The sequence below is a fragment of the Streptomyces sp. NPDC056835 genome (genome assembly GCF_042789485.1).
Lineage (GTDB): Bacteria > Actinomycetota > Actinomycetes > Streptomycetales > Streptomycetaceae > Streptomyces.
The window spans coordinates 49,884-67,043 of sequence record NZ_JBHUBB010000033.1; the positions used below are offsets into that span (position 1 = coordinate 49,884).

Below are 17,160 nucleotides of genomic sequence, written 5' to 3' on the forward strand. Positions count from 1 at the left end.
CAGTCAATCGGCAGACGGCCCGAACCCTAGACCTCCGCAGGGTATCCGCCCACAGCCGGGGTACCACGCAGTCCAAGACATCACGGTCTCATGAGAATTGTGCGATGTGGGACGGTCAGACCCGAGGTAGCGACTCTGCGGCGATTCCGCCCTCGATGGCGAGAATGCGGTGCAGTCGGGTCGCCACCAGCAGTCGCTGCATCTGCGGCGGGACCCCGCGCAGCACAAGCCTACGGCCGCACCGCCCCGCGCGTCGGTGGGCTCCCATGATGACGCCGAGTCCCGTGGCGTCCCAGGAGTCCAGTGCGGTGAGGTCGAGCACCAGATCGCCGACTCCGTCGTCGACCGCCGAGTGCAGGACCGTACGGGCGTCCGCCGCGCTGCGTACGTCGAGGCGGCCCCCGACGACCAGCTCGGCGTGGTCGCCCCTGATGTGCATATGCGCTCCCCGAGAGTACTTTCCGTGCTCCGTAGTCTGTTCTGTCTTCCAACAACTGACTGCCGCGCGGCCCAAGAAGTTGCCGTCTGTAAGCGAACCGATATCGAATTCACCCTGTGGGGTGATGCGCGGGTACCGGTGACGCGGCTCAGTGCTTGTAGAACCCCTGCCCGCTCTTGCGTCCGATGTCACCCGCGTCCACCATCCGGCGCATCAGCTCCGGCGGTGCGAACTTCTCGTCCTGCGACTCGGTATAGATGTTGTCGGTCGCGTGGAGCAGGATGTCGACACCCGTCAGATCGGCGGTGGCGAGCGGGCCCATGGCGTGGCCGAACCCCAGCTTGCAGGCGATGTCGATGTCCTCGGCCGACGCGACGCCCGACTCGTAGAGCTTGGCGGCCTCGACGACGAGGGCGGAGATCAGCCGCGTGGTCACGAAGCCCGCCACATCGCGGTTGACGACGATGCAGGTCTTGCCCACCGATTCGGCGAACTCCCGTGCGGTGGCGAGGGTTTCGTCGCTCGTCTTGTAGCCGCGCACCAGCTCGCAGAGGCGCATCATCGGCACCGGCGAGAAGAAGTGCGTACCGACGACGCGTTCCGGGCGCTCGGTCACGGCCGCGATCTTCGTGATCGGGATCGCCGAGGTGTTGGAGGCGAGGACGGCATCGTCCCGTACGAGCTTGTCGAGCGTACGGAAGATCTCGTGCTTGACGTCGAGCTTCTCGAAGACGGCCTCGACGACGACGTCCGCGTCGGCGGCGGCGTCCAGGTCCGTCGTCGTGATGATCCGGGCGAGCGCCGCGTCGGCGTCGGCCTCTTCGAGCTTGCCCTTGGCGATGAACTTGCCGTACGAGGCCCTGATCCCGTCGATGCCCCGGGCCAGCGCCGCGTCGGTGACGTCCCGCAGGACGACGTCCCAGCCCGCCTGCGCCGAGACCTGCGCGATACCGGACCCCATGAGTCCGGCCCCGATGACGGCGAGCTTCCGTGCCACGACGCACCCCACGATTCTTGTTCGGCTTCTGTTCAGCCTTAACAACCTGTTTACTTTGCGCTCTCTGCCGGAGGTTAGCGGTCACGGACCGGCAAGTGACGGTGAAGAGATGCGCGTCACGTCTCACATGACGGACATCACACCGACAGGGCCCATCAGGCGTCGCGCAGCGCGTACTTGACCACCTTCTCCCCCGGCACCCGCTCCCTTCGGAAATCGGTTACCCGACCGGACCGGTGTCCCGGAATAGGCTGGCCGTATGGTCAAACTGACGCGCATCTACACCCGCACCGGCGACAACGGCACGACGGCGCTCGGCGACATGAGCCGCACCGCCAAGACCGATCTGAGGATCGCCGCGTACGCCGACGCCAACGAGGCCAACGCGGCCATCGGTACGGCCATCGCCCTGGGGCAGCTGTCCCCCGAGCTCGTGAAGATCCTCGTCCGGGTCCAGAACGACCTGTTCGACGTGGGCGCGGATCTCTCCGCCCCGGTGGTGGAGAAGCCGCAGTTCCCGCCGCTGCGCGTCGAGCAGCAGTACATCGACAAGCTGGAAGCGGACTGCGACGAGTTCCTGGCGGAGCTGGAGAAGCTGCGCAGCTTCATCCTTCCCGGCGGCACCCCGGGCGCGGCACTGCTGCACCAGGCGTGCACCGTCGTACGGCGCGCCGAGCGCTCCACATGGGCGGCGCTCGATGTGCACGGCGCGACGATGAACGCGCTGACGGCGACGTATCTGAACCGCCTCTCCGACCTCCTGTTCATTCTGGCCCGGGTGGCCAACAAGGAGGTCGGAGACGTGCTCTGGGTTCCCGGCGGGGAGCGCTGAGGTCAGCCCTTCCCGCTGACGGGCGAGGGCCGTTCCACCCGGGTGGGTTCCTCCGCGTCCGCCGGGGGCTTCTTCGGCCAGAACGTGTACGTCAGGGCGATCACGCCGTGGATACCGGCGACGCGCGCCGCGCTGAGCTGCCACGCGACGAGCGAGTCCGTGCTGCCCGCGTCGCCCACGTACCAGATGGCGATCTGGAGCAGGACCGCCGCGACGGCGGCGGCCAGGACCGTACGGAGCCACAGCCGGCCCTCGTGCCGGGCGCGGGCCATGCCGTACTTCGGCGGTTTGACGGGCGGGGGGCCACCGCCGAAGCGATGGGCGAACCAGCCGTCGATCCGCTTGATCGTGTAGTGGCCGTAGCCGACCGTGAAGCCGATGTACATCGCGGCCAGACCGTGCTTCCAGTCCGGCTCCGCGCCGTTCCTGAGGTCGATGGTCGTGACCACCAGCAGCACGACCTCCAGCAGCGGTTCCAGCAGCAGGACCGCCGCACCGAGCCTCGGCATCTTGGCCAGGTAGCGCAGGATCAGCCCGGCGGCCAGCAACACCCAGAAGCCGACCTCGCAGGCGACGATCAGTGTGACGATCACGGCGCCTCTCCTCTCTGTCGGTTCCAGCCTCCCGTCCGTCCGGCCACGGCACGTCGTCGTCAGTGACGAGCCGCGACTGCATCCTTCGATGTACCCGGCGCTCGGCCGGGATGGGGAGGACGGTGCCCGACGGGCCGTGTTGGATGGGGGGATGATCGCTTCTCGCCGGTCTGCCGCGTCTGTCCCCCCGCGCCGGCCCAGGTCCTCCCCCTCCCGCCGGCCGCACCGCGTCGACGCGCTGATCGCCCTCGCCGGTCTGCTCGGTGGCATCACCCTGTGGGCGGTGGGGCTTCATGTCCAGGGGGGCCGTGTGCTGCCCGGAGCCTGGGTGCTGCTGCCGCTGACCGTCATGGCGGGAGCGGAGCTGCTGCGCAGTTCGGCGCCGAGGACCGTGCTGGTCGTCGGCACGCTCGCGCTGGTGGCCGATCAGCTCACCCTGGGCAATCTGGCGACGGTGGTGATGTTCACGGATGTGATGTACGCGGCCGTGCTCTACGGGACGCCGGCCGCCGCCCGCCGTATCCCCTGGGCCACCGGGCTGATCACGGTCGCGGTGACGATCGGGTCCGTCGCCTGGCTGCGGACGCCCGAAGCGCTGCTCATCGGTGTGGTCATCGCGTTGATCGGCTTCTTTCCGGCCAGTACCGGTGTTCTCGTACGCAATCACCGGGACGCGGCCGAGTCGGCCAGGCTACGGGCCGAGCAGACGGCGCTGCTTGCCGAGATGGACCGGACCCAGGCGGTGGCGGCCGAGCGCGCGCGGATGGCCCGTGAGCTGCATGACATGGTCGCCAACCATCTCTCGGCGATCGCCATCCACTCGACGGCCGCGCTCTCGCTGGACGACGAGCGCACGACCCGGGACGCGCTCGGCGTCATCCGGGAGAACAGCGTCGAGGGGCTGGCCGAGATGCGCAGGCTGATCGGGCTGCTGCGCGAGAGCGACGAGAGCGGCACGGTGTCCGCCGCGCCGACGCTGCGGGCGCTGGACACGCTGATGGAGCAGGCCCGGGCGAACGGTGCCCCCAGCGGGCTGCGCCTCACCCTGGACGACCGGCGCGGCGAGGGCGCCGCACTGCCCACACCCATCGATCTGGCCGCGTACCGCATCGTTCAGGAATCGCTGACCAACGCCCTCAAACACGCGGTCCCCGGCACGGTCACCGTCGTGCTCGACGGGTCGGAGCGTGCGCTGACGGTGGAGGTCCGCAGCCCGTACGGTGACCGGCCGGGGCCGCGCGCGCCGGGGTCGGGCGCCGGTCTGATCGGGATGCGTGAGCGGGTCGAGCTGCTGGACGGAGCGTTCGAGGCGGGTCCCGTCAGCGGCGCCGACGGGGGGAAGATCTGGCTGGTACGGGCCGAACTGCCGGTCGTGGAGGGGCGGGAGAGAGCATGACGATCCGGGTGCTGGTCGCGGAGGACCAGTCGGCGGTACGCGCGGGGCTGGTGCTCATTCTGCGCAGCGCGCCGGACATCGAGGTCGTCGGGGAGGCGTCGGACGGCGAGGAGGCGGTCGCGCTGGCCCGGGAGCTACGGCCCGATCTGGTGCTGATGGATGTGCAGATGCCAAGGCTCGACGGGGTGTCGGCGACCCGGAAGGTGGTCGCGGAGCGGCTGGCCGATGTGCTGGTGCTGACCACCTTCGATCTGGACGAGTATGTCTTCGGGGCGCTGCGGGCCGGGGCTGCGGGCTTTCTGCTGAAGAACGCGGAGGCGGGTGAACTGCTCACGGCGGTACGGACGGTGGCGCGTGGCGAGGGTCTGATCGCCCCGGCCGTCACCCGTCGGCTTATCGCCGAATTCGCCGTGCCGACGCCCGTACGTTCACCGGACGCCCCCGACCCGTCGATCCTGGACGTCCTCACGCGCCGGGAGCGCGAGGTGCTTTCCTGCCTGGGCGAGGGGCTGTCGAACGCGCAGATCGCGGCCCGGCTCACGATGGCCGAGGCGACCGTGAAAACCCATGTGAGCAGGCTGCTCGGCAAGTTGGGACTGCGCAGCCGGGTGCAGGCCGCCGTCCTCGCCCAGGAGCTGGGAATCTGACCGGCCACCCCTCACCTTTGGTCTGGACCTATTGACGAGTGGTCCAGACCTTCCTACTCTCACCGCACACACTGCGGTGAGCCGTCGCAGGGTGAGCGGTGCACGGACCATCCCCGTTTTGTCCTGTACTCACCTGAGGAGCACGCTTGAACTCCCAACCCGCCCTCCACAGACCCCGATTCAGATCCAGAGCCGTCGCGGGCCTCACCGCGCTGCTGCTGCCTCTGGCCGCCCTCGTCGGGCTGGCCACCCCCGCGCAGGCCGCCGACTCGGCCACCGCCACGTACACCAAGGCCTCGGACTGGGGCACCGGCTTCGAGGGCAAGTGGACGGTGAAGAACACCGGCACCACGAGCCTCAGCTCCTGGACCGTCGAGTGGGACTTCCCGGCCGGTACGGCGGTCACCTCCGGCTGGGACGCCGACATCACCGGAGCGGCCAACCACTGGACCGCCAAGAACAAGACCTGGAACGGCACGCTCGCCCCCGGCGCGACCGTCACCTTCGGCTTCAACGGCACCGGCTCCGGCGCCCCGACCGGCTGCAAGCTGAACGGCGGCTCGTGCGACGGCGGCCCGAGCGTCCCGGGCGACAACCCGCCCTCGGCCCCCGGCACCCCGACCGCGAGCGAGATCACCAATACCTCGGTGAAGCTGAGCTGGACCGCGGCCACCGACGACAAGGGCATCAAGAACTACGACGTCCTGCGGGGCGGCGCGAAGGTCGCCACGGTCACCGGTACGACGTACACCAACACCGGTCTGACCGCGGGCACCGACTACTCGTACACCGTCCAGGCCCGTGACACGGCCGACCAGACGGGCCCGGTCAGCGGCGCCCGCGCGGTCCGCACCACCGGTGGCGACCCGGGCCCCGGCCCCGGCCCCGGCCCCGGCAGCAAGGTCAAGCTCGGCTACTTCACCGAGTGGGGTGTCTACGGCCGGAACTACCACGTCAAGAACCTGGACACCTCCGGTTCCGCGGCCAAGATCACCCACATCAACTACGCCTTCGGCAATGTCACCGGCGGCAAGTGCACCGTCGGTGACTCCTACGCCGACTACGAGAAGGCGTACACCGCCGACCAGTCCGTCGACGGCGTCGCCGACACCTGGGACCAGCCGCTGCGCGGCAGCTTCAACCAGCTGCGCAAGCTCAAGGCCAAGTACCCGCACATCAAGATCCTCTGGTCGTTCGGCGGCTGGACCTGGTCCGGCGGCTTCGGCCAGGCCGTGCAGAACCCGGCCGCCTTCGCGCAGTCCTGCTACGACCTGGTGGAGGACCCGCGCTGGGCCGATGTCTTCGACGGCATCGACCTGGACTGGGAGTACCCCAACGCCTGCGGTCTGACCTGTGACACCAGCGGCCCGGCCTCGTTCAAGAACATGATGCAGGCCATGCGCGCCAAGTTCGGCGCCAACAACCTGGTCACGGCGGCCACCACGGCGGACGCCTCGGCCGGCGGCAAGATCGACAAGGTCGACTACGCGGGCGCGGCCCAGTACATGGACTGGTTCAACGTCATGACGTACGACTTCTTCGGCGCCTTCGCCGCGCAGGGCCCGACGGCTCCGCACTCCCCGCTCACCTCGTACCCGGGCATCCCGCAGGCGGGCTTCAACTCCGCCGAGGCGATAGCCAAGTTCAAGGCGCAGGGCGTACCGGCCAACAAGCTGCTGCTCGGTATCGGCTTCTACGGGCGCGGCTGGACCGGCGTGACCCAGGAGGCACCGGGCGGCACCGCGACCGGCGCCGCTCCCGGTACGTACGAGGCGGGCATCGAGGACTACAAGGTCCTGAAGAACACCTGCCCGCCCACCGGCACCATCGCGGGCACCTCGTACGCCAAGTGCGGCAGCAACTGGTGGAGTTACGACACCCCGGCCACCATCACGTCCAAGATGGCCTGGGCGAACCAGCAGAGCCTGGGAGGCGCCTTCTTCTGGGACTTCACGGGTGACACCGCCAACGGCGAGCTGGTGACCGCGATCAACAGCGGTCTCGGATAACCCGAACGGCACAGGTGAGGGGGCGGCGCCCGAGCGCCGCCCCCTTCATCATGTCCGCCGAGGCGCCATCACGAAGCCGGGGCCCATCACGAGGCCAGGGCCCATCACAAGGCCGGGCCTCAGGCCACATTCACCCGCTGTCCCGGCGGAGCCGCCTCCAGCCAGGCGAGAAAGCCGGTGAGGGCGTCATCACTCATCGCCAGCTCCAGCCGGACATCGCGGTGCGCACAGCCCAGGATGACCGCGTCGGAGAGCAGCGCCAGCTCCTCCTCGCCCTCGGGCGCGCGGCGCGACAACACCTCGATCGCGGAGCGCTCCAGCGTACGGCGCGGGCGCGGGGCGTAGGAGAAGACCCGGAACCAGTTGACGCGGTCGCCGTTGTAGCGGGCCACGCCGTACACCCAGCCCTTGCCGGAGAGATCGGGCTCCGCCGGCACGTTCCAGCGCAGACTGCAGTCGAACGTCCCGCCGGAGCGCTGGATCAGCCGCCGGCGCAGACCGAAGACGAAGAGCCCCACCGCAACCAGTACGACGACCAGTCCGCAAATGAGCAGAGCGAGGACCATCAAACACCGACCTCCTCGCCTCATTCAGTACCGGAACAGGAACCGCACCCGCATCGCCTCAGCCGCGACCCGGTCCGGAGGAGTCCGGAACGAGCCGCGGCTGAGGATAAATCCGTGGTAGCAGCGCTTAACGCACCGCCACCGCACGCAGTCGGACATCGGCGCGCCGTTCGGCGGCGTCGTCGTCACCCGACTTCGCGCGTTCCAGCGCGCGCTCGGCGCGCTGGGTGTCGATCTCGTCCGCCAGCTCGGCGATCTCCGCGAGCAGCGAAAGCTTGTTGTCGGCGAATGAGAGGAAACCGCCGTGCACAGCGGCCACGACTGTTTCGCCCTCACTCGTACGAATGGTCACCGGGCCCGACTCCAGCACACCGAGCAGCGGCTGGTGACCGGGCATGACGCCGATGTCGCCGGACGTGGTGCGCGCGACGACCAGGGTGGCCTCGCCGGACCAGATACTGCGGTCAGCGGCGACCAGCTCGACATGCAGCTCAGCAGCCAAGGGTGGCTCCTCGGGTCACCACCCGGCCGTATCGCCGGGTGTTGGCTTCAATTCTATGGGGTGTCGATAAGAGCGTCGGAGGGGGGCGGGACGTACCCGCCCCCCTCCGTGCGCCGACGGCTCAGGAGACGCCGAGTTCCTTGGCCTTGGCCTTCAGGTCCTCGATGCCACCGCACATGAAGAACGCCTGCTCGGGGAAGTGGTCGTACTCCCCGTCACAGATCGCGTTGAACGCGGCGATCGACTCGTCGAGCGGCACGTCGGAACCGTCCAGACCGGTGAACTGCTTGGCGGCGTGGGTGTTCTGCGACAGGAAGCGCTCGACGCGACGGGCCCGGTGGACAACGAGCTTGTCCTCCTCGCCCAGCTCGTCGATACCGAGGATCGCGATGATGTCCTGGAGGTCCTTGTACTTCTGCAGGATTCCCTTGACGCGGCTGGCCGCGTCGTAGTGCGCCTGCGAGATGTAGCGCGGGTCCAGGATGCGGGACGTCGAGTCCAGCGGGTCCACCGCCGGGTAGATGCCCTTCTCCGAGATCGGACGCGACAGCACGGTCGTCGCGTCGAGGTGCGCGAAGGTCGTGGCCGGCGCCGGGTCGGTCAGGTCGTCAGCGGGGACGTAGATCGCCTGCATCGAGGTGATCGAGTGACCGCGGGTCGAGGTGATGCGCTCCTGGAGCACACCCATCTCGTCCGCCAGGGTCGGCTGGTAACCCACCGCGGACGGCATACGGCCGAGCAGCGTGGAGACCTCGGAACCGGCCTGGGTGAAGCGGAAGATGTTGTCGATGAAGAGCAGCACGTCCTGCTTCTGCACATCGCGGAAGTACTCCGCCATGGTCAGCGCGGAGAGCGCCACACGCAGACGCGTGCCCGGCGGCTCGTCCATCTGGCCGAAGACCAGCGCGGTCTTGTCCAGCACGCCCGAGTCGGTCATCTCGTCGATGAGGTCGTTGCCCTCACGGGTGCGCTCACCGACACCGGCGAACACGGAAACACCGTCGTGCAGCTTGGCCACACGCATGATCATTTCCTGGATGAGGACGGTCTTGCCGACGCCCGCACCACCGAACAGACCGATCTTGCCGCCCTTGACGTACGGGGTCAGCAGGTCGACGACCTTCAGGCCGGTCTCGAACATCTCGGTCTTGGACTCAAGCTGGTCGAAGGCCGGGGCCTTGCGGTGGATCGGCCAGCGCTCCGTGATCTGGGACTCGGCCTCGGGCTCGTTCAGGATCTCACCGAGGGTGTTGAACACCTTGCCCTTGGTCACATCGCCGACCGGGACGGTGATGCCGTTGCCCGTGTCGGTCACCGGGGCCTGGCGCACCAGACCGTCGGTGGGCTGCATCGAGACCGCGCGGACCACACCGTCGCCCAGGTGCTGGGCGACTTCGAGGGTCAGCGTCTTGAGCTTGCCCTCCTCGGCCGGGTCGGCGACCTCGACGTGCAGCGCGTTGTAGATTTCCGGCATCGCGTCGACGGGGAACTCCACGTCGACGACCGGGCCGATGACCCGGGCAACGCGGCCCGAGGCCGTGCTTCCCGGGGTGGCCGCCTCAACAGTGGTCGTCATTATTATTCACTCCCCGCGGTCGCGTCGGCCAGGGCGCTCGCGCCACCGACGATCTCGCTGATTTCCTGGGTGATTTCGGCCTGGCGGGCCGCGTTGGCAAGCCGGGACAGGCTCTTGATGAGGTCCCCGGCGTTGTCGGTCGCCGACTTCATCGCGCGGCGGGTGGCAGCGTGCTTGGAAGCGGCGGCCTGGAGCAGCGCGTTGTAGATACGGCTCTCGACGTAGCGCGGCAGCAGGGCGTCGAGGACGTCCTCCGCCGACGGCTCGAAGTCGAAGAGCGGAAGGATCTCGCCCTTCGTACCCGACTCCTCCGCCGCCTTGTCCAGGCTGAGCGGCAGCAGCCGGTGCTGGACCGGCGTCTGCGTCAGCATCGACACGAACTCGGTGAAGACGATGTGGAGCTCGTCCACGCCGCCCTCGGCCGTGTCCTGCTGGACGGCCGCGATCAGCGGCGCCGCGACCTGCTTGGCGTCCGCGTACGTCGGGCTGTCGGTGAAGCCGGTCCACGAGTCCGTGACCTTGCGCTCACGGAAGCCGTAGTAGGCGACACCCTTGCGGCCGACGATGTACGTGTCGACCTCCTTGCCCTCACCGCGGAGCCGCTCGGTGAGCCGCTCCGCCGCCTTGATGGCGTTCGAGGAGTAGCCGCCGGCCAGACCGCGGTCGCTCGTGACGAGCAGGACCGCGGCGCGGGTCGGCGTCTGTGCCTCGGTGGTCAGGGGGTGCTTGGTCGTCGACCCCGTCGCGACCGCGGTGACCGCGCGGGTCAGCTCGGTCGCGTACGGAGTGGAGGCCGCCACCTGGCGCTGCGCCTTGACGATGCGCGAGGCGGCGATCATCTCCATCGCCTTGGTGATCTTCTTGGTCGCGGTGACGGATTTGATGCGACGCTTGTAGACCCGGAGCTGGGCTCCCATGAGTCAGGTCCCTTCCGTCGTCACTTGGAGACGTTGACGGCCGGCGCGTCGTCGCCGAGGAGCTTGCCGTCCGAGGTCTCGAACTGCCGCTTGAAGGCGGTGATGGCGTCCGCGATCGACTGGATCGTGTCGTCGGACATCTTGCCGCCCTCGGCGATGCTGGTCAGCAGGTCCTTGCGCTCACGGCGCAGGTACTCAAGCAGCTCGCTCTCGAAGCGGCGGATGTCGGCGACCGGTACGTCGTCCATCTTGCCGTTGGTGCCGGCCCAGACGGAGACGACCTGCTCCTCCACCGGGAACGGCGCGTACTGCGGCTGCTTCAGCAGCTCGACCATGCGCTTACCGCGCTCCAGGGACGCCTTGGAGGCCGCGTCCAGGTCGGAACCGAAGGACGCGAACGCCTCCAGCTCACGGTACTGGGCGAGGTCCACACGCAGTCGGCCGGAGACCTGCCGCATGGCCCTGTGCTGGGCGGAGCCACCGACTCGGGAGACCGAGATACCGACGTTCAACGCGGGCCGCTGGCCGGCGTTGAACAGGTCGGACTCCAGGAAGCACTGGCCGTCGGTGATGGAGATGACGTTGGTCGGAATGAACGCCGACACGTCGTTGGCCTTCGTCTCGACGATCGGGAGACCCGTCATCGAACCGGCGCCCATGTCGTCGGAGAGCTTGGCGCAGCGCTCCAGCAGACGCGAGTGCAGGTAGAAGACGTCGCCCGGGTAGGCCTCACGGCCCGGCGGACGGCGCAGCAGCAGGGACACGGCGCGGTAGGCGTCGGCCTGCTTCGAGAGGTCGTCGAAGATGATCAGGACGTGCTTGCCCTGGTACATCCAGTGCTGGCCGATGGCCGAGCCGGTGTACGGCGCCAGGTACTTGAAGCCGGCCGGGTCGGACGCGGGGGCGGCGACGATCGTCGTGTACTCAAGCGCGCCCGCCTCCTCCAGCGCACCGCGGACACCCGCGATGGTGGAGCCCTTCTGGCCGATGGCGACGTAGATGCAGCGGACCTGCTTGTTGGTGTCGCCCGAGCGCCAGTTGTCGCGCTGGTTGATGATCGTGTCGACGGCCAGAGCGGTCTTGCCGGTCTGCCGGTCGCCGATGATCAGCTGACGCTGGCCACGGCCGATCGGCACCATGGCGTCGACAGCCTTGTAGCCGGTCTGCATCGGCTCGTGGACCGACTTACGGACCATGACGCCCGGGGCCTGCAGCTCCAGGGCGCGGCGGCCTTCGGTCTCGATCTCGCCGAGGCCGTCGATCGGGTTGCCGAGCGGGTCGACCACGCGACCCAGGTAGCCCTCGCCGACAGCGACGGAAAGGACCTCGCCGGTACGGGTGACCGACTGTCCCTCCTCGATACCGCTGAACTCGCCGAGGACGATCGAACCGATCTCGCGCTCCTCAAGGTTGAGGGCGAGACCAAGGGTGCCGTCCTCGAACTTCAGCAGCTCGTTCGCCATGGCCGAGGGCAGACCCTCGACCTTCGCGATGCCGTCACCGGCCACGCTGACCGTACCGACCTCCTCGCGCGAGGCCGCGTCCGGCTTGTACGACTGGACAAAGTTCTCCAGCGCGTCCCGGATCTCCTCCGGCCGGATCGTGAGCTCCGCCATCTGGGTTCCCTGCTCTCCTTGTTGGGCCCGAAGTTTCTTTGGGGGTCTGCGGGTCTGGGGGCGACCCCCAGGAATCTTCTGCAATTTCTGCACGGCCCAACCGGGCCGCTGGTGTTGCTCTGTTCTGTTACCTGCGTCTGCCTGCGTCGGTGTTGCCTGCGTCCGCGGACGGCTCCGCCGCCCTTCGTCAGCCGGCGAGTCGCCGTTCCGCCTCTTCGAGACGGTCCGCGACAGTGCCGTTGATGACCTCGTCGCCGACCCGCACCGAGATCCCGCCGAGGACCTCGGGGTCCACGTCGAGGTTCAGATGCATCGGGTGCCCGTACAGCCTGGCCAGAGCGGCGCCGAGACGCTGCTTCTGTCCGTCACTGAGCGGCACGGCCGAGGTGACGATGGCGACCAACCGGTCCCGGCGCGCCGCGGCGAGCCGGGACAGGGTCTGGAGACCCGCTTCCAGGCTACGTCCCCGGGGCCGGGTCACGAGACGGACAACCAGACGCTCGGTGGCCGGATTGGCCCGGCCGCCCAGCAGACCGTCCAGGAGTCCGGTCTTGGCGGTGGTCGTGGCCGACCGGTCGGTCAGCGCGGCCCGCAGCGCGGGGCTGGACTCGACGATCCGGCCGAACCGGAACAGCTCGTCCTCCACGTCGTCCAGCGAACCGGCCCGCTGCGCGCCGGTGAGCTCGGCGGTAGCCGAGAGCTCCTCCACCGAGTCGACCAGGTCACGCGGCTGCGACCAGCGGGAGCGGACCATGCCGGAGACCAGATCGGCGGCCGGACCGCCCACCTGGCCGCTCAGCAGCCGTCCCGCCAGCTCCGCCTTCGCCTCGCCGGCCTGCGCCGGGTCGGTCAGGACCCGACGCAGCGAGACCTCACGGTCGAGCAGCGCGGTCACGGCGGCCAGCTCCTCGGCGAGCTTCGCCGCGTCGACCGACGTGGAGTCGGTCAGCGCGTCGAGACGCTCACGCGCGGCGGCCAGCGCCTCGCGGCTCGCTCCGTTCATCGCGTGGCCTCGGCCTTCGAAGCGCCGTCCTCAAGCTCGTCGAGGAAGCGGTCGATGGTGCGGCTCTGCCGGGCGTGGTCCTCAAGGGACTCCCCGACGAGCTTGCCGGCCAGTTCGGTGGCGAGCTTGCCCACGTCCTGACGCAGCGCGCCGGCCGCGGACTTGCGGTCGGCCTCGATCTGGGCGTGACCGGCGGCGACGATCTCTTCGCGCTGCCGCTGACCTTCCGCCCTCATCTCCTGGATGATCGCGGTGCCCTGCTCGGTCGCCTCCTGGCGGAGCCTGGCGGCCTCGTGCCGGGCTTCGGCGAGCTGCGCCTTGTACTGCTCAAGGACGCTCTCCGCCTCGGTCTTGGCGGCGTCGGCCTTCTCGATACCGCCCTCGATGGCCTCGCGACGCTCTTCCAGAACCTTGTTGATGTTCGGAAGGAGCTTCTTGGCGAGGAGGCCGAAGACGATGACGAAGGCGAGCAGGCCGATGACGAGCTCGGGAATCGGCGGAACGAGGGGGTTTTCACCCTCCGCAGCCGCGATAGTGAGCAGCGGGCTCATATCAGTGCCTTTCGTCTAGTGGACTGGTCGTGATGGTGAGATCACGTGCCGTAGACGAACGGCATGACCAGACCGATGAGGGCGAGCGCCTCACAGAATGCGAAACCGAGGATCTGGTTGGTACGGATCAGACCGGCGGCCTCGGGCTGACGGGCCAGGGCCTGGGTGCCGTTACCGAAGATGATGCCGACGCCGACGCCGGGGCCGATGGCGGCCAGGCCGTAGCCGATGGAGCCGAGCGAACCGGATACGGCGGCAAGAGTCGAGGACATGCCAGTTCTTCCTTCTCTTTCACGGACCGGTGGGGGTTGGCCACCGGACGGCTGTGGGGTCTGGAGTGAGGACGGGCTCAGTGTTGCTCGGCGAGCGCGCCCTGAATGTAGCTGCAGGTCAGGAGCACGAAGACATACGCCTGAAGGGCCTGGATGAAGAGCTCGAAGGCGGTCATCACGATGACCATCACGAACGAGACTCCGGCATACGCGATGCCGATGCCGTTGAGCAGGTACCAGCTCGCGATGGTGAAGAGCAGCAGCAGCGTGTGGCCCGCGAACATGTTGGCGAAGAGTCGCACCGCGTGCGTGAACGGCCGGACCAGCAGGTTCGAGAAGAGCTCGATCGTCATGGACATCGGCAGCACCGCGCCGAGCGACTTGTCGTAGCCCGTGAAGTTCTTGAAGGCGCCGACGAATCCGTGCCGCTTAAAGGTCAGTGACACCCAGAGAACGTAGACGATCAGCGCGAGACCGATCGGGTACGCGATGATCGATGTCACCGGGAACTGGGCGACCGGAACGATCGACCAGAGGTTCATCATCCAGACGAAGAAGAAGAGCGAGACGATGAGCGGTACATACTTCTCACCCTCCTTCTTGCCGATGATCTCGTAGACGACCCCGCGGCGAACGAAGTCGTAGCCGGCCTCGGCCACCATCTGAAGCTTGCCCGGGACAACTTTCGGCTTACGGAAAGCGGCCCAGAAGAAGCCCACGATGATGATGGAGCCGAGCAGCGCCAGCAGCATCGGCTTGTTGAAGTACAGGTTGCTGTCCGCGTTGCCGAAGATCGGCTTGAACAGGAACGAGTGCAGGCCGGGTGCCGGGAAGCCACAGTCAGCGAAGATGTGGCAGTCGGTCTCGAAGGCGAGCACCTGCGTCGGGTCAGCACTCACCGCGGGCTCCTTCAGCATGGCGCATAGGTACGGCAACCTCGTTGTGTCGGCGCGGCGCGCAGCCGCGGTTCGGCACTGGACTGGTGTAACGGATGTGGGGACGGCGGTCGGGCGTTGAGCCTCGCGTGAGAACAGGCGTCAGCTCGGATGCCCGCGCCCGCAATGCCGCAGTTGGCACCGGACGATAGCAGGATCCCGATCGGGCACTTATCCCGGCCCTACCTCTCACGCCGACGACCCCGTCTTCTCGGCCTTTCCTGTGGACGAGGATTCGGGGTCGACGTAGAGGATCTTGGCCTTCATGTGCGCGCGAGCCTGAGCGGCGACCCATACGAGGGTCGTCACAACGAGCGTGAGAGCGAACGCCTTCGGGTGGAACAACGTGGTGTCCTTGAAGGCGGCCACGAAGATCAGAACCAGCAACAGCTGGGCCGTGTAGAGCATCAGCCCCATCGCCTGGAACAACTGCGGCAGCGACTTCGCCGTGCGCTGGAGAACCGTGAGCCCCATACCCATGAAGAAGATCACCAACAGTGCGCCGACGGCGGCTCCCAGAGCTCCCTTGCCTCCCGCGACCACACCGCTGACCACAACGGCGACTACGCCGGCGGCAGCGGTGGGCACGGCGGCGTGAAGGAGGTTCCGGACGTCGTTGGACGGCATGGCGGCAGCTCCGCTGAATGGGTGGGGCAGATGGTGTCGTCATGGACGAGCGTAGGCCCGGTCCGAGAGAGGGTTTCTCGGGCCAACGGACCGTCGCACTACGGTCCTTCGGCTCTGTCGCCGGGTCTCGTGAACAGTATCACAAACTATTTGATGAGGTCTTTACCATGGTGGTGTGCTGACTGTCACACATGAGAGTTAACCCGCGCGTGTGCGCAAGACAGCGGTGCGTTGTGTCTGGTATTGGGCACCGACGAGTGTAATGGCCCCAGGGTCAGCGCCTGGAATCGGCCTTTCTTCTGTCGGAAAAACGCGAACGAGCGCCGAGGGCGGTCGCCCCGTTGACGCCGGCGGGAACAGGCGTACGCTCCGCCGCCACCCCCTGCGCCCCCAGCGGCTCGGGGACCGGCTCGGGAGCGATCTCCTCATGCGATCCGTCCGGCGCGGCCGCGGCCCGCTCGCGGCGCCGGTAGCGCGGCGGTACGAAGGCCTGCGCCCAGAGCGGGGCCCGCGGTGTGAAGCGCGGCAGCAGCAGAAGCACCAGCCCCACCGCGCTCAGCACGACGACGACCGGCAGGATCCACATCGACGCCGAGTGCACCGAGTACAGGACCACACCGAACGCGATCAGAGCCGACCAGAAGTACATGATCAGGACGGACCTGCTGTGCGAGTGACCGATCTCCAGCAGCCGGTGATGGAGATGGCCCCGGTCGGCGGCGAACGGCGACTGACCGTTCCAGGCACGGCGTACGACCGCGAGCACCAGGTCCGCGAACGGGATCGCGATGATCGTCAGCGGCAGCAGCAGCGGGATGAAGACGGGCAGTGCCGCGTGCGTGGCCGCGCGTCCCGAACCCTCGAAGACCTTCAGGACGTCCAGGTCCACCTGACCCGTCACGGAGATCGCGCCCGCCGAGAGCACCAGGCCGATCAGCATCGACCCCGAGTCGCCCATGAAGATGCGCGCCGGATGCATGTTGTGGGGCAGGAAGCCCACGCACATGCCCATCAGGATGACGGCGAAGAGCGTGGCGGGGGCGGCGGCCTCGATGCCGTACCCGTACCAGAGCCGGTAGGTGTACAGGAAGAAGGCGGTGGCCGCGATGCAGACCATGCCGGCCGCGAGCCCGTCGAGACCGTCCACGAAGTTGACCGCGTTGATGGTGATCACCACGAGCGCGACGGTGAGCAGCGTGCCCTGCCAGGAGGTCAGCGAGACCATGCCGACACCGGGCACCGGGATCCACAGGATCGTCAGACCCTGCATCACCATCACACCCGCGGCGATCATCTGGGCGCCCAGCTTGATCAGCGCGTCGATCTCGAACTTGTCGTCGAGGACACCGATCAGCCAGATCAGCGCGGCGCCGGAGAGCAGCGCGCGCGGCTCATTGGAGAGCTCGAAGACCCCGTTGAGGTTCTGCAGGTTGTCGGCGACCAGCAGTCCGGCGCACAGGCCGAAGAACATGGCGATGCCGCCGAGCCTCGGCGTCGGTTCGCGGTGCACGTCGCGGGCGCGGATCTCCGGCATCGCTCCGGTCGCGATGGCGAACTTCCGCACCGGGCCGGTCAGCAGATAGGTCACCGCAGCTGTCACACAGAGCGTCAGCAGGTAATCACGCACGGGCTGCCCCACAGGAATCGCTGGCCATCTCAGCCCCACACACTAGCCCGCTCCG

The 17,160-nt window shown here is 68.1% G+C and carries 18 protein-coding genes; 4 read left to right on the forward strand and 14 right to left on the reverse strand.

Annotated features, from left to right (window positions below):
• Positions 1-115: 115 nt before the first annotated feature.
• Positions 116-439, reverse strand: a complete 324-nt coding sequence (locus tag ACFRMN_RS30580; RefSeq protein ID WP_030351976.1) for an STAS domain-containing protein — start codon at positions 437-439, stop codon at positions 116-118.
• Positions 440-587: 148 nt separating this feature from the next.
• A complete protein-coding gene (locus tag ACFRMN_RS30585) occupies positions 588-1,436 on the reverse strand; it encodes a 3-hydroxyacyl-CoA dehydrogenase family protein (protein ID WP_383025497.1) in 849 nt (282 codons plus the stop codon).
• A 259-nt stretch (positions 1,437-1,695) separates the two neighbouring features.
• Here ACFRMN_RS30585 and ACFRMN_RS30590 point away from each other — a divergent pair, with 259 nt between their 5' ends.
• The gene (locus ACFRMN_RS30590) at positions 1,696-2,268 is read left to right on the forward strand and encodes a cob(I)yrinic acid a,c-diamide adenosyltransferase (RefSeq protein WP_383025501.1); all 573 of its coding nucleotides are present in this window, start codon (positions 1,696-1,698) and stop codon (positions 2,266-2,268) included.
• A 2-nt stretch (positions 2,269-2,270) separates the two neighbouring features.
• Here the strand turns inward: ACFRMN_RS30590 and ACFRMN_RS30595 are convergent, their stop codons facing one another.
• Positions 2,271-2,861, reverse strand: coding sequence for a hypothetical protein (locus ACFRMN_RS30595; protein ID WP_383025503.1), 591 nt, complete (start codon positions 2,859-2,861; stop codon positions 2,271-2,273).
• A 151-nt stretch (positions 2,862-3,012) separates the two neighbouring features.
• Between ACFRMN_RS30595 and ACFRMN_RS30600 the strand changes: the two genes are divergently transcribed.
• From ACFRMN_RS30600 to ACFRMN_RS30610, 3 genes are all read left to right on the forward strand, one after another.
• Positions 3,013-4,257, forward strand: coding sequence for a sensor histidine kinase (locus ACFRMN_RS30600; protein ID WP_383025506.1), 1,245 nt, complete (start codon positions 3,013-3,015; stop codon positions 4,255-4,257).
• Positions 4,254-4,904: a response regulator gene (locus tag ACFRMN_RS30605; protein WP_383025509.1), complete on the forward strand. Its 651-nt coding sequence runs from the start codon at positions 4,254-4,256 to the stop codon at positions 4,902-4,904. Before ACFRMN_RS30600 ends, ACFRMN_RS30605 begins: the two co-directional genes overlap by 4 nt.
• Positions 4,905-5,050: 146 nt before the next feature.
• Positions 5,051-6,913, forward strand: coding sequence for a glycosyl hydrolase family 18 protein (locus ACFRMN_RS30610; RefSeq protein WP_383025512.1), 1,863 nt, complete (start codon positions 5,051-5,053; stop codon positions 6,911-6,913).
• A gap of 119 nt (positions 6,914-7,032) precedes the next feature.
• On the opposite strand, the gene ACFRMN_RS30615 is transcribed toward ACFRMN_RS30610, so the two are convergent.
• The 11 genes from ACFRMN_RS30615 to ACFRMN_RS30665 form a co-directional block, all read right to left on the reverse strand.
• Positions 7,033-7,479, reverse strand: a complete 447-nt coding sequence (locus tag ACFRMN_RS30615) for a DUF2550 domain-containing protein (RefSeq protein ID WP_383025515.1) — start codon at positions 7,477-7,479, stop codon at positions 7,033-7,035.
• Positions 7,480-7,606: 127 nt separating this feature from the next.
• Complete coding sequence (locus tag ACFRMN_RS30620) at positions 7,607-7,981, reverse strand: F0F1 ATP synthase subunit epsilon (RefSeq protein ID WP_249953486.1); 375 nt, start codon at positions 7,979-7,981, stop codon at positions 7,607-7,609.
• A 121-nt stretch (positions 7,982-8,102) separates the two neighbouring features.
• Positions 8,103-9,557: a F0F1 ATP synthase subunit beta gene (gene atpD, locus ACFRMN_RS30625; protein WP_383025518.1), complete on the reverse strand. Its 1,455-nt coding sequence runs from the start codon at positions 9,555-9,557 to the stop codon at positions 8,103-8,105.
• A gap of 2 nt (positions 9,558-9,559) precedes the next feature.
• Complete coding sequence (locus ACFRMN_RS30630; RefSeq protein ID WP_383025520.1) at positions 9,560-10,474, reverse strand: F0F1 ATP synthase subunit gamma; 915 nt, start codon at positions 10,472-10,474, stop codon at positions 9,560-9,562.
• 20 nt (positions 10,475-10,494) lie between these two features.
• Positions 10,495-12,090, reverse strand: coding sequence for a F0F1 ATP synthase subunit alpha (gene atpA, locus ACFRMN_RS30635; RefSeq protein ID WP_383025522.1), 1,596 nt, complete (start codon positions 12,088-12,090; stop codon positions 10,495-10,497).
• A gap of 187 nt (positions 12,091-12,277) precedes the next feature.
• A complete protein-coding gene (locus ACFRMN_RS30640; protein WP_383025525.1) occupies positions 12,278-13,093 on the reverse strand; it encodes a F0F1 ATP synthase subunit delta in 816 nt (271 codons plus the stop codon).
• Positions 13,090-13,644: a F0F1 ATP synthase subunit B gene (locus ACFRMN_RS30645; RefSeq protein ID WP_383025528.1), complete on the reverse strand. Its 555-nt coding sequence runs from the start codon at positions 13,642-13,644 to the stop codon at positions 13,090-13,092. Before ACFRMN_RS30645 ends, ACFRMN_RS30640 begins: the two co-directional genes overlap by 4 nt.
• Before the next feature lie 41 nt (positions 13,645-13,685).
• The gene (gene atpE / locus ACFRMN_RS30650) at positions 13,686-13,916 is read right to left on the reverse strand and encodes an ATP synthase F0 subunit C (protein ID WP_030351998.1); all 231 of its coding nucleotides are present in this window, start codon (positions 13,914-13,916) and stop codon (positions 13,686-13,688) included.
• A gap of 77 nt (positions 13,917-13,993) precedes the next feature.
• The gene (gene atpB / locus ACFRMN_RS30655) at positions 13,994-14,830 is read right to left on the reverse strand and encodes a F0F1 ATP synthase subunit A (RefSeq protein WP_030351999.1); all 837 of its coding nucleotides are present in this window, start codon (positions 14,828-14,830) and stop codon (positions 13,994-13,996) included.
• Between the two features lie 210 nt (positions 14,831-15,040).
• Entirely contained in the window at positions 15,041-15,478 is a 438-nt protein-coding gene (locus ACFRMN_RS30660; protein WP_383025531.1) for a hypothetical protein, read from the reverse strand.
• Positions 15,479-15,752: 274 nt separating this feature from the next.
• Positions 15,753-17,105, reverse strand: coding sequence for an MraY family glycosyltransferase (locus tag ACFRMN_RS30665; RefSeq protein ID WP_383025534.1), 1,353 nt, complete (start codon positions 17,103-17,105; stop codon positions 15,753-15,755).
• Positions 17,106-17,160: the final 55 nt, after the last annotated feature.

What these genes read in the sequence shown, in the direction of transcription:
- ACFRMN_RS30580 (WP_030351976.1), bottom strand. Translation starts at nt 439, where the DNA reads ATGCACATCAGGGGCGACCACGCCGAGCTGGTCGTCGGGGGCCGCCTC.
- ACFRMN_RS30590 (WP_383025501.1), top strand. Translation starts at nt 1,696, where the DNA reads ATGGTCAAACTGACGCGCATCTACACCCGCACCGGCGACAACGGCACG.
- ACFRMN_RS30600 (WP_383025506.1), top strand. Translation starts at nt 3,013, where the DNA reads ATGATCGCTTCTCGCCGGTCTGCCGCGTCTGTCCCCCCGCGCCGGCCC.
- ACFRMN_RS30605 (WP_383025509.1), top strand. Translation starts at nt 4,254, where the DNA reads ATGACGATCCGGGTGCTGGTCGCGGAGGACCAGTCGGCGGTACGCGCG.
- ACFRMN_RS30615 (WP_383025515.1), bottom strand. Translation starts at nt 7,479, where the DNA reads ATGGTCCTCGCTCTGCTCATTTGCGGACTGGTCGTCGTACTGGTTGCG.
- atpD (WP_383025518.1), bottom strand. Translation starts at nt 9,557, where the DNA reads ATGACGACCACTGTTGAGGCGGCCACCCCGGGAAGCACGGCCTCGGGC.
- ACFRMN_RS30630 (WP_383025520.1), bottom strand. Translation starts at nt 10,474, where the DNA reads ATGGGAGCCCAGCTCCGGGTCTACAAGCGTCGCATCAAATCCGTCACC.
- atpA (WP_383025522.1), bottom strand. Translation starts at nt 12,090, where the DNA reads ATGGCGGAGCTCACGATCCGGCCGGAGGAGATCCGGGACGCGCTGGAG.
- ACFRMN_RS30640 (WP_383025525.1), bottom strand. Translation starts at nt 13,093, where the DNA reads ATGAACGGAGCGAGCCGCGAGGCGCTGGCCGCCGCGCGTGAGCGTCTC.
- ACFRMN_RS30645 (WP_383025528.1), bottom strand. Translation starts at nt 13,644, where the DNA reads ATGAGCCCGCTGCTCACTATCGCGGCTGCGGAGGGTGAAAACCCCCTC.
- atpE (WP_030351998.1), bottom strand. Translation starts at nt 13,916, where the DNA reads ATGTCCTCGACTCTTGCCGCCGTATCCGGTTCGCTCGGCTCCATCGGC.
- ACFRMN_RS30660 (WP_383025531.1), bottom strand. Translation starts at nt 15,478, where the DNA reads ATGCCGTCCAACGACGTCCGGAACCTCCTTCACGCCGCCGTGCCCACC.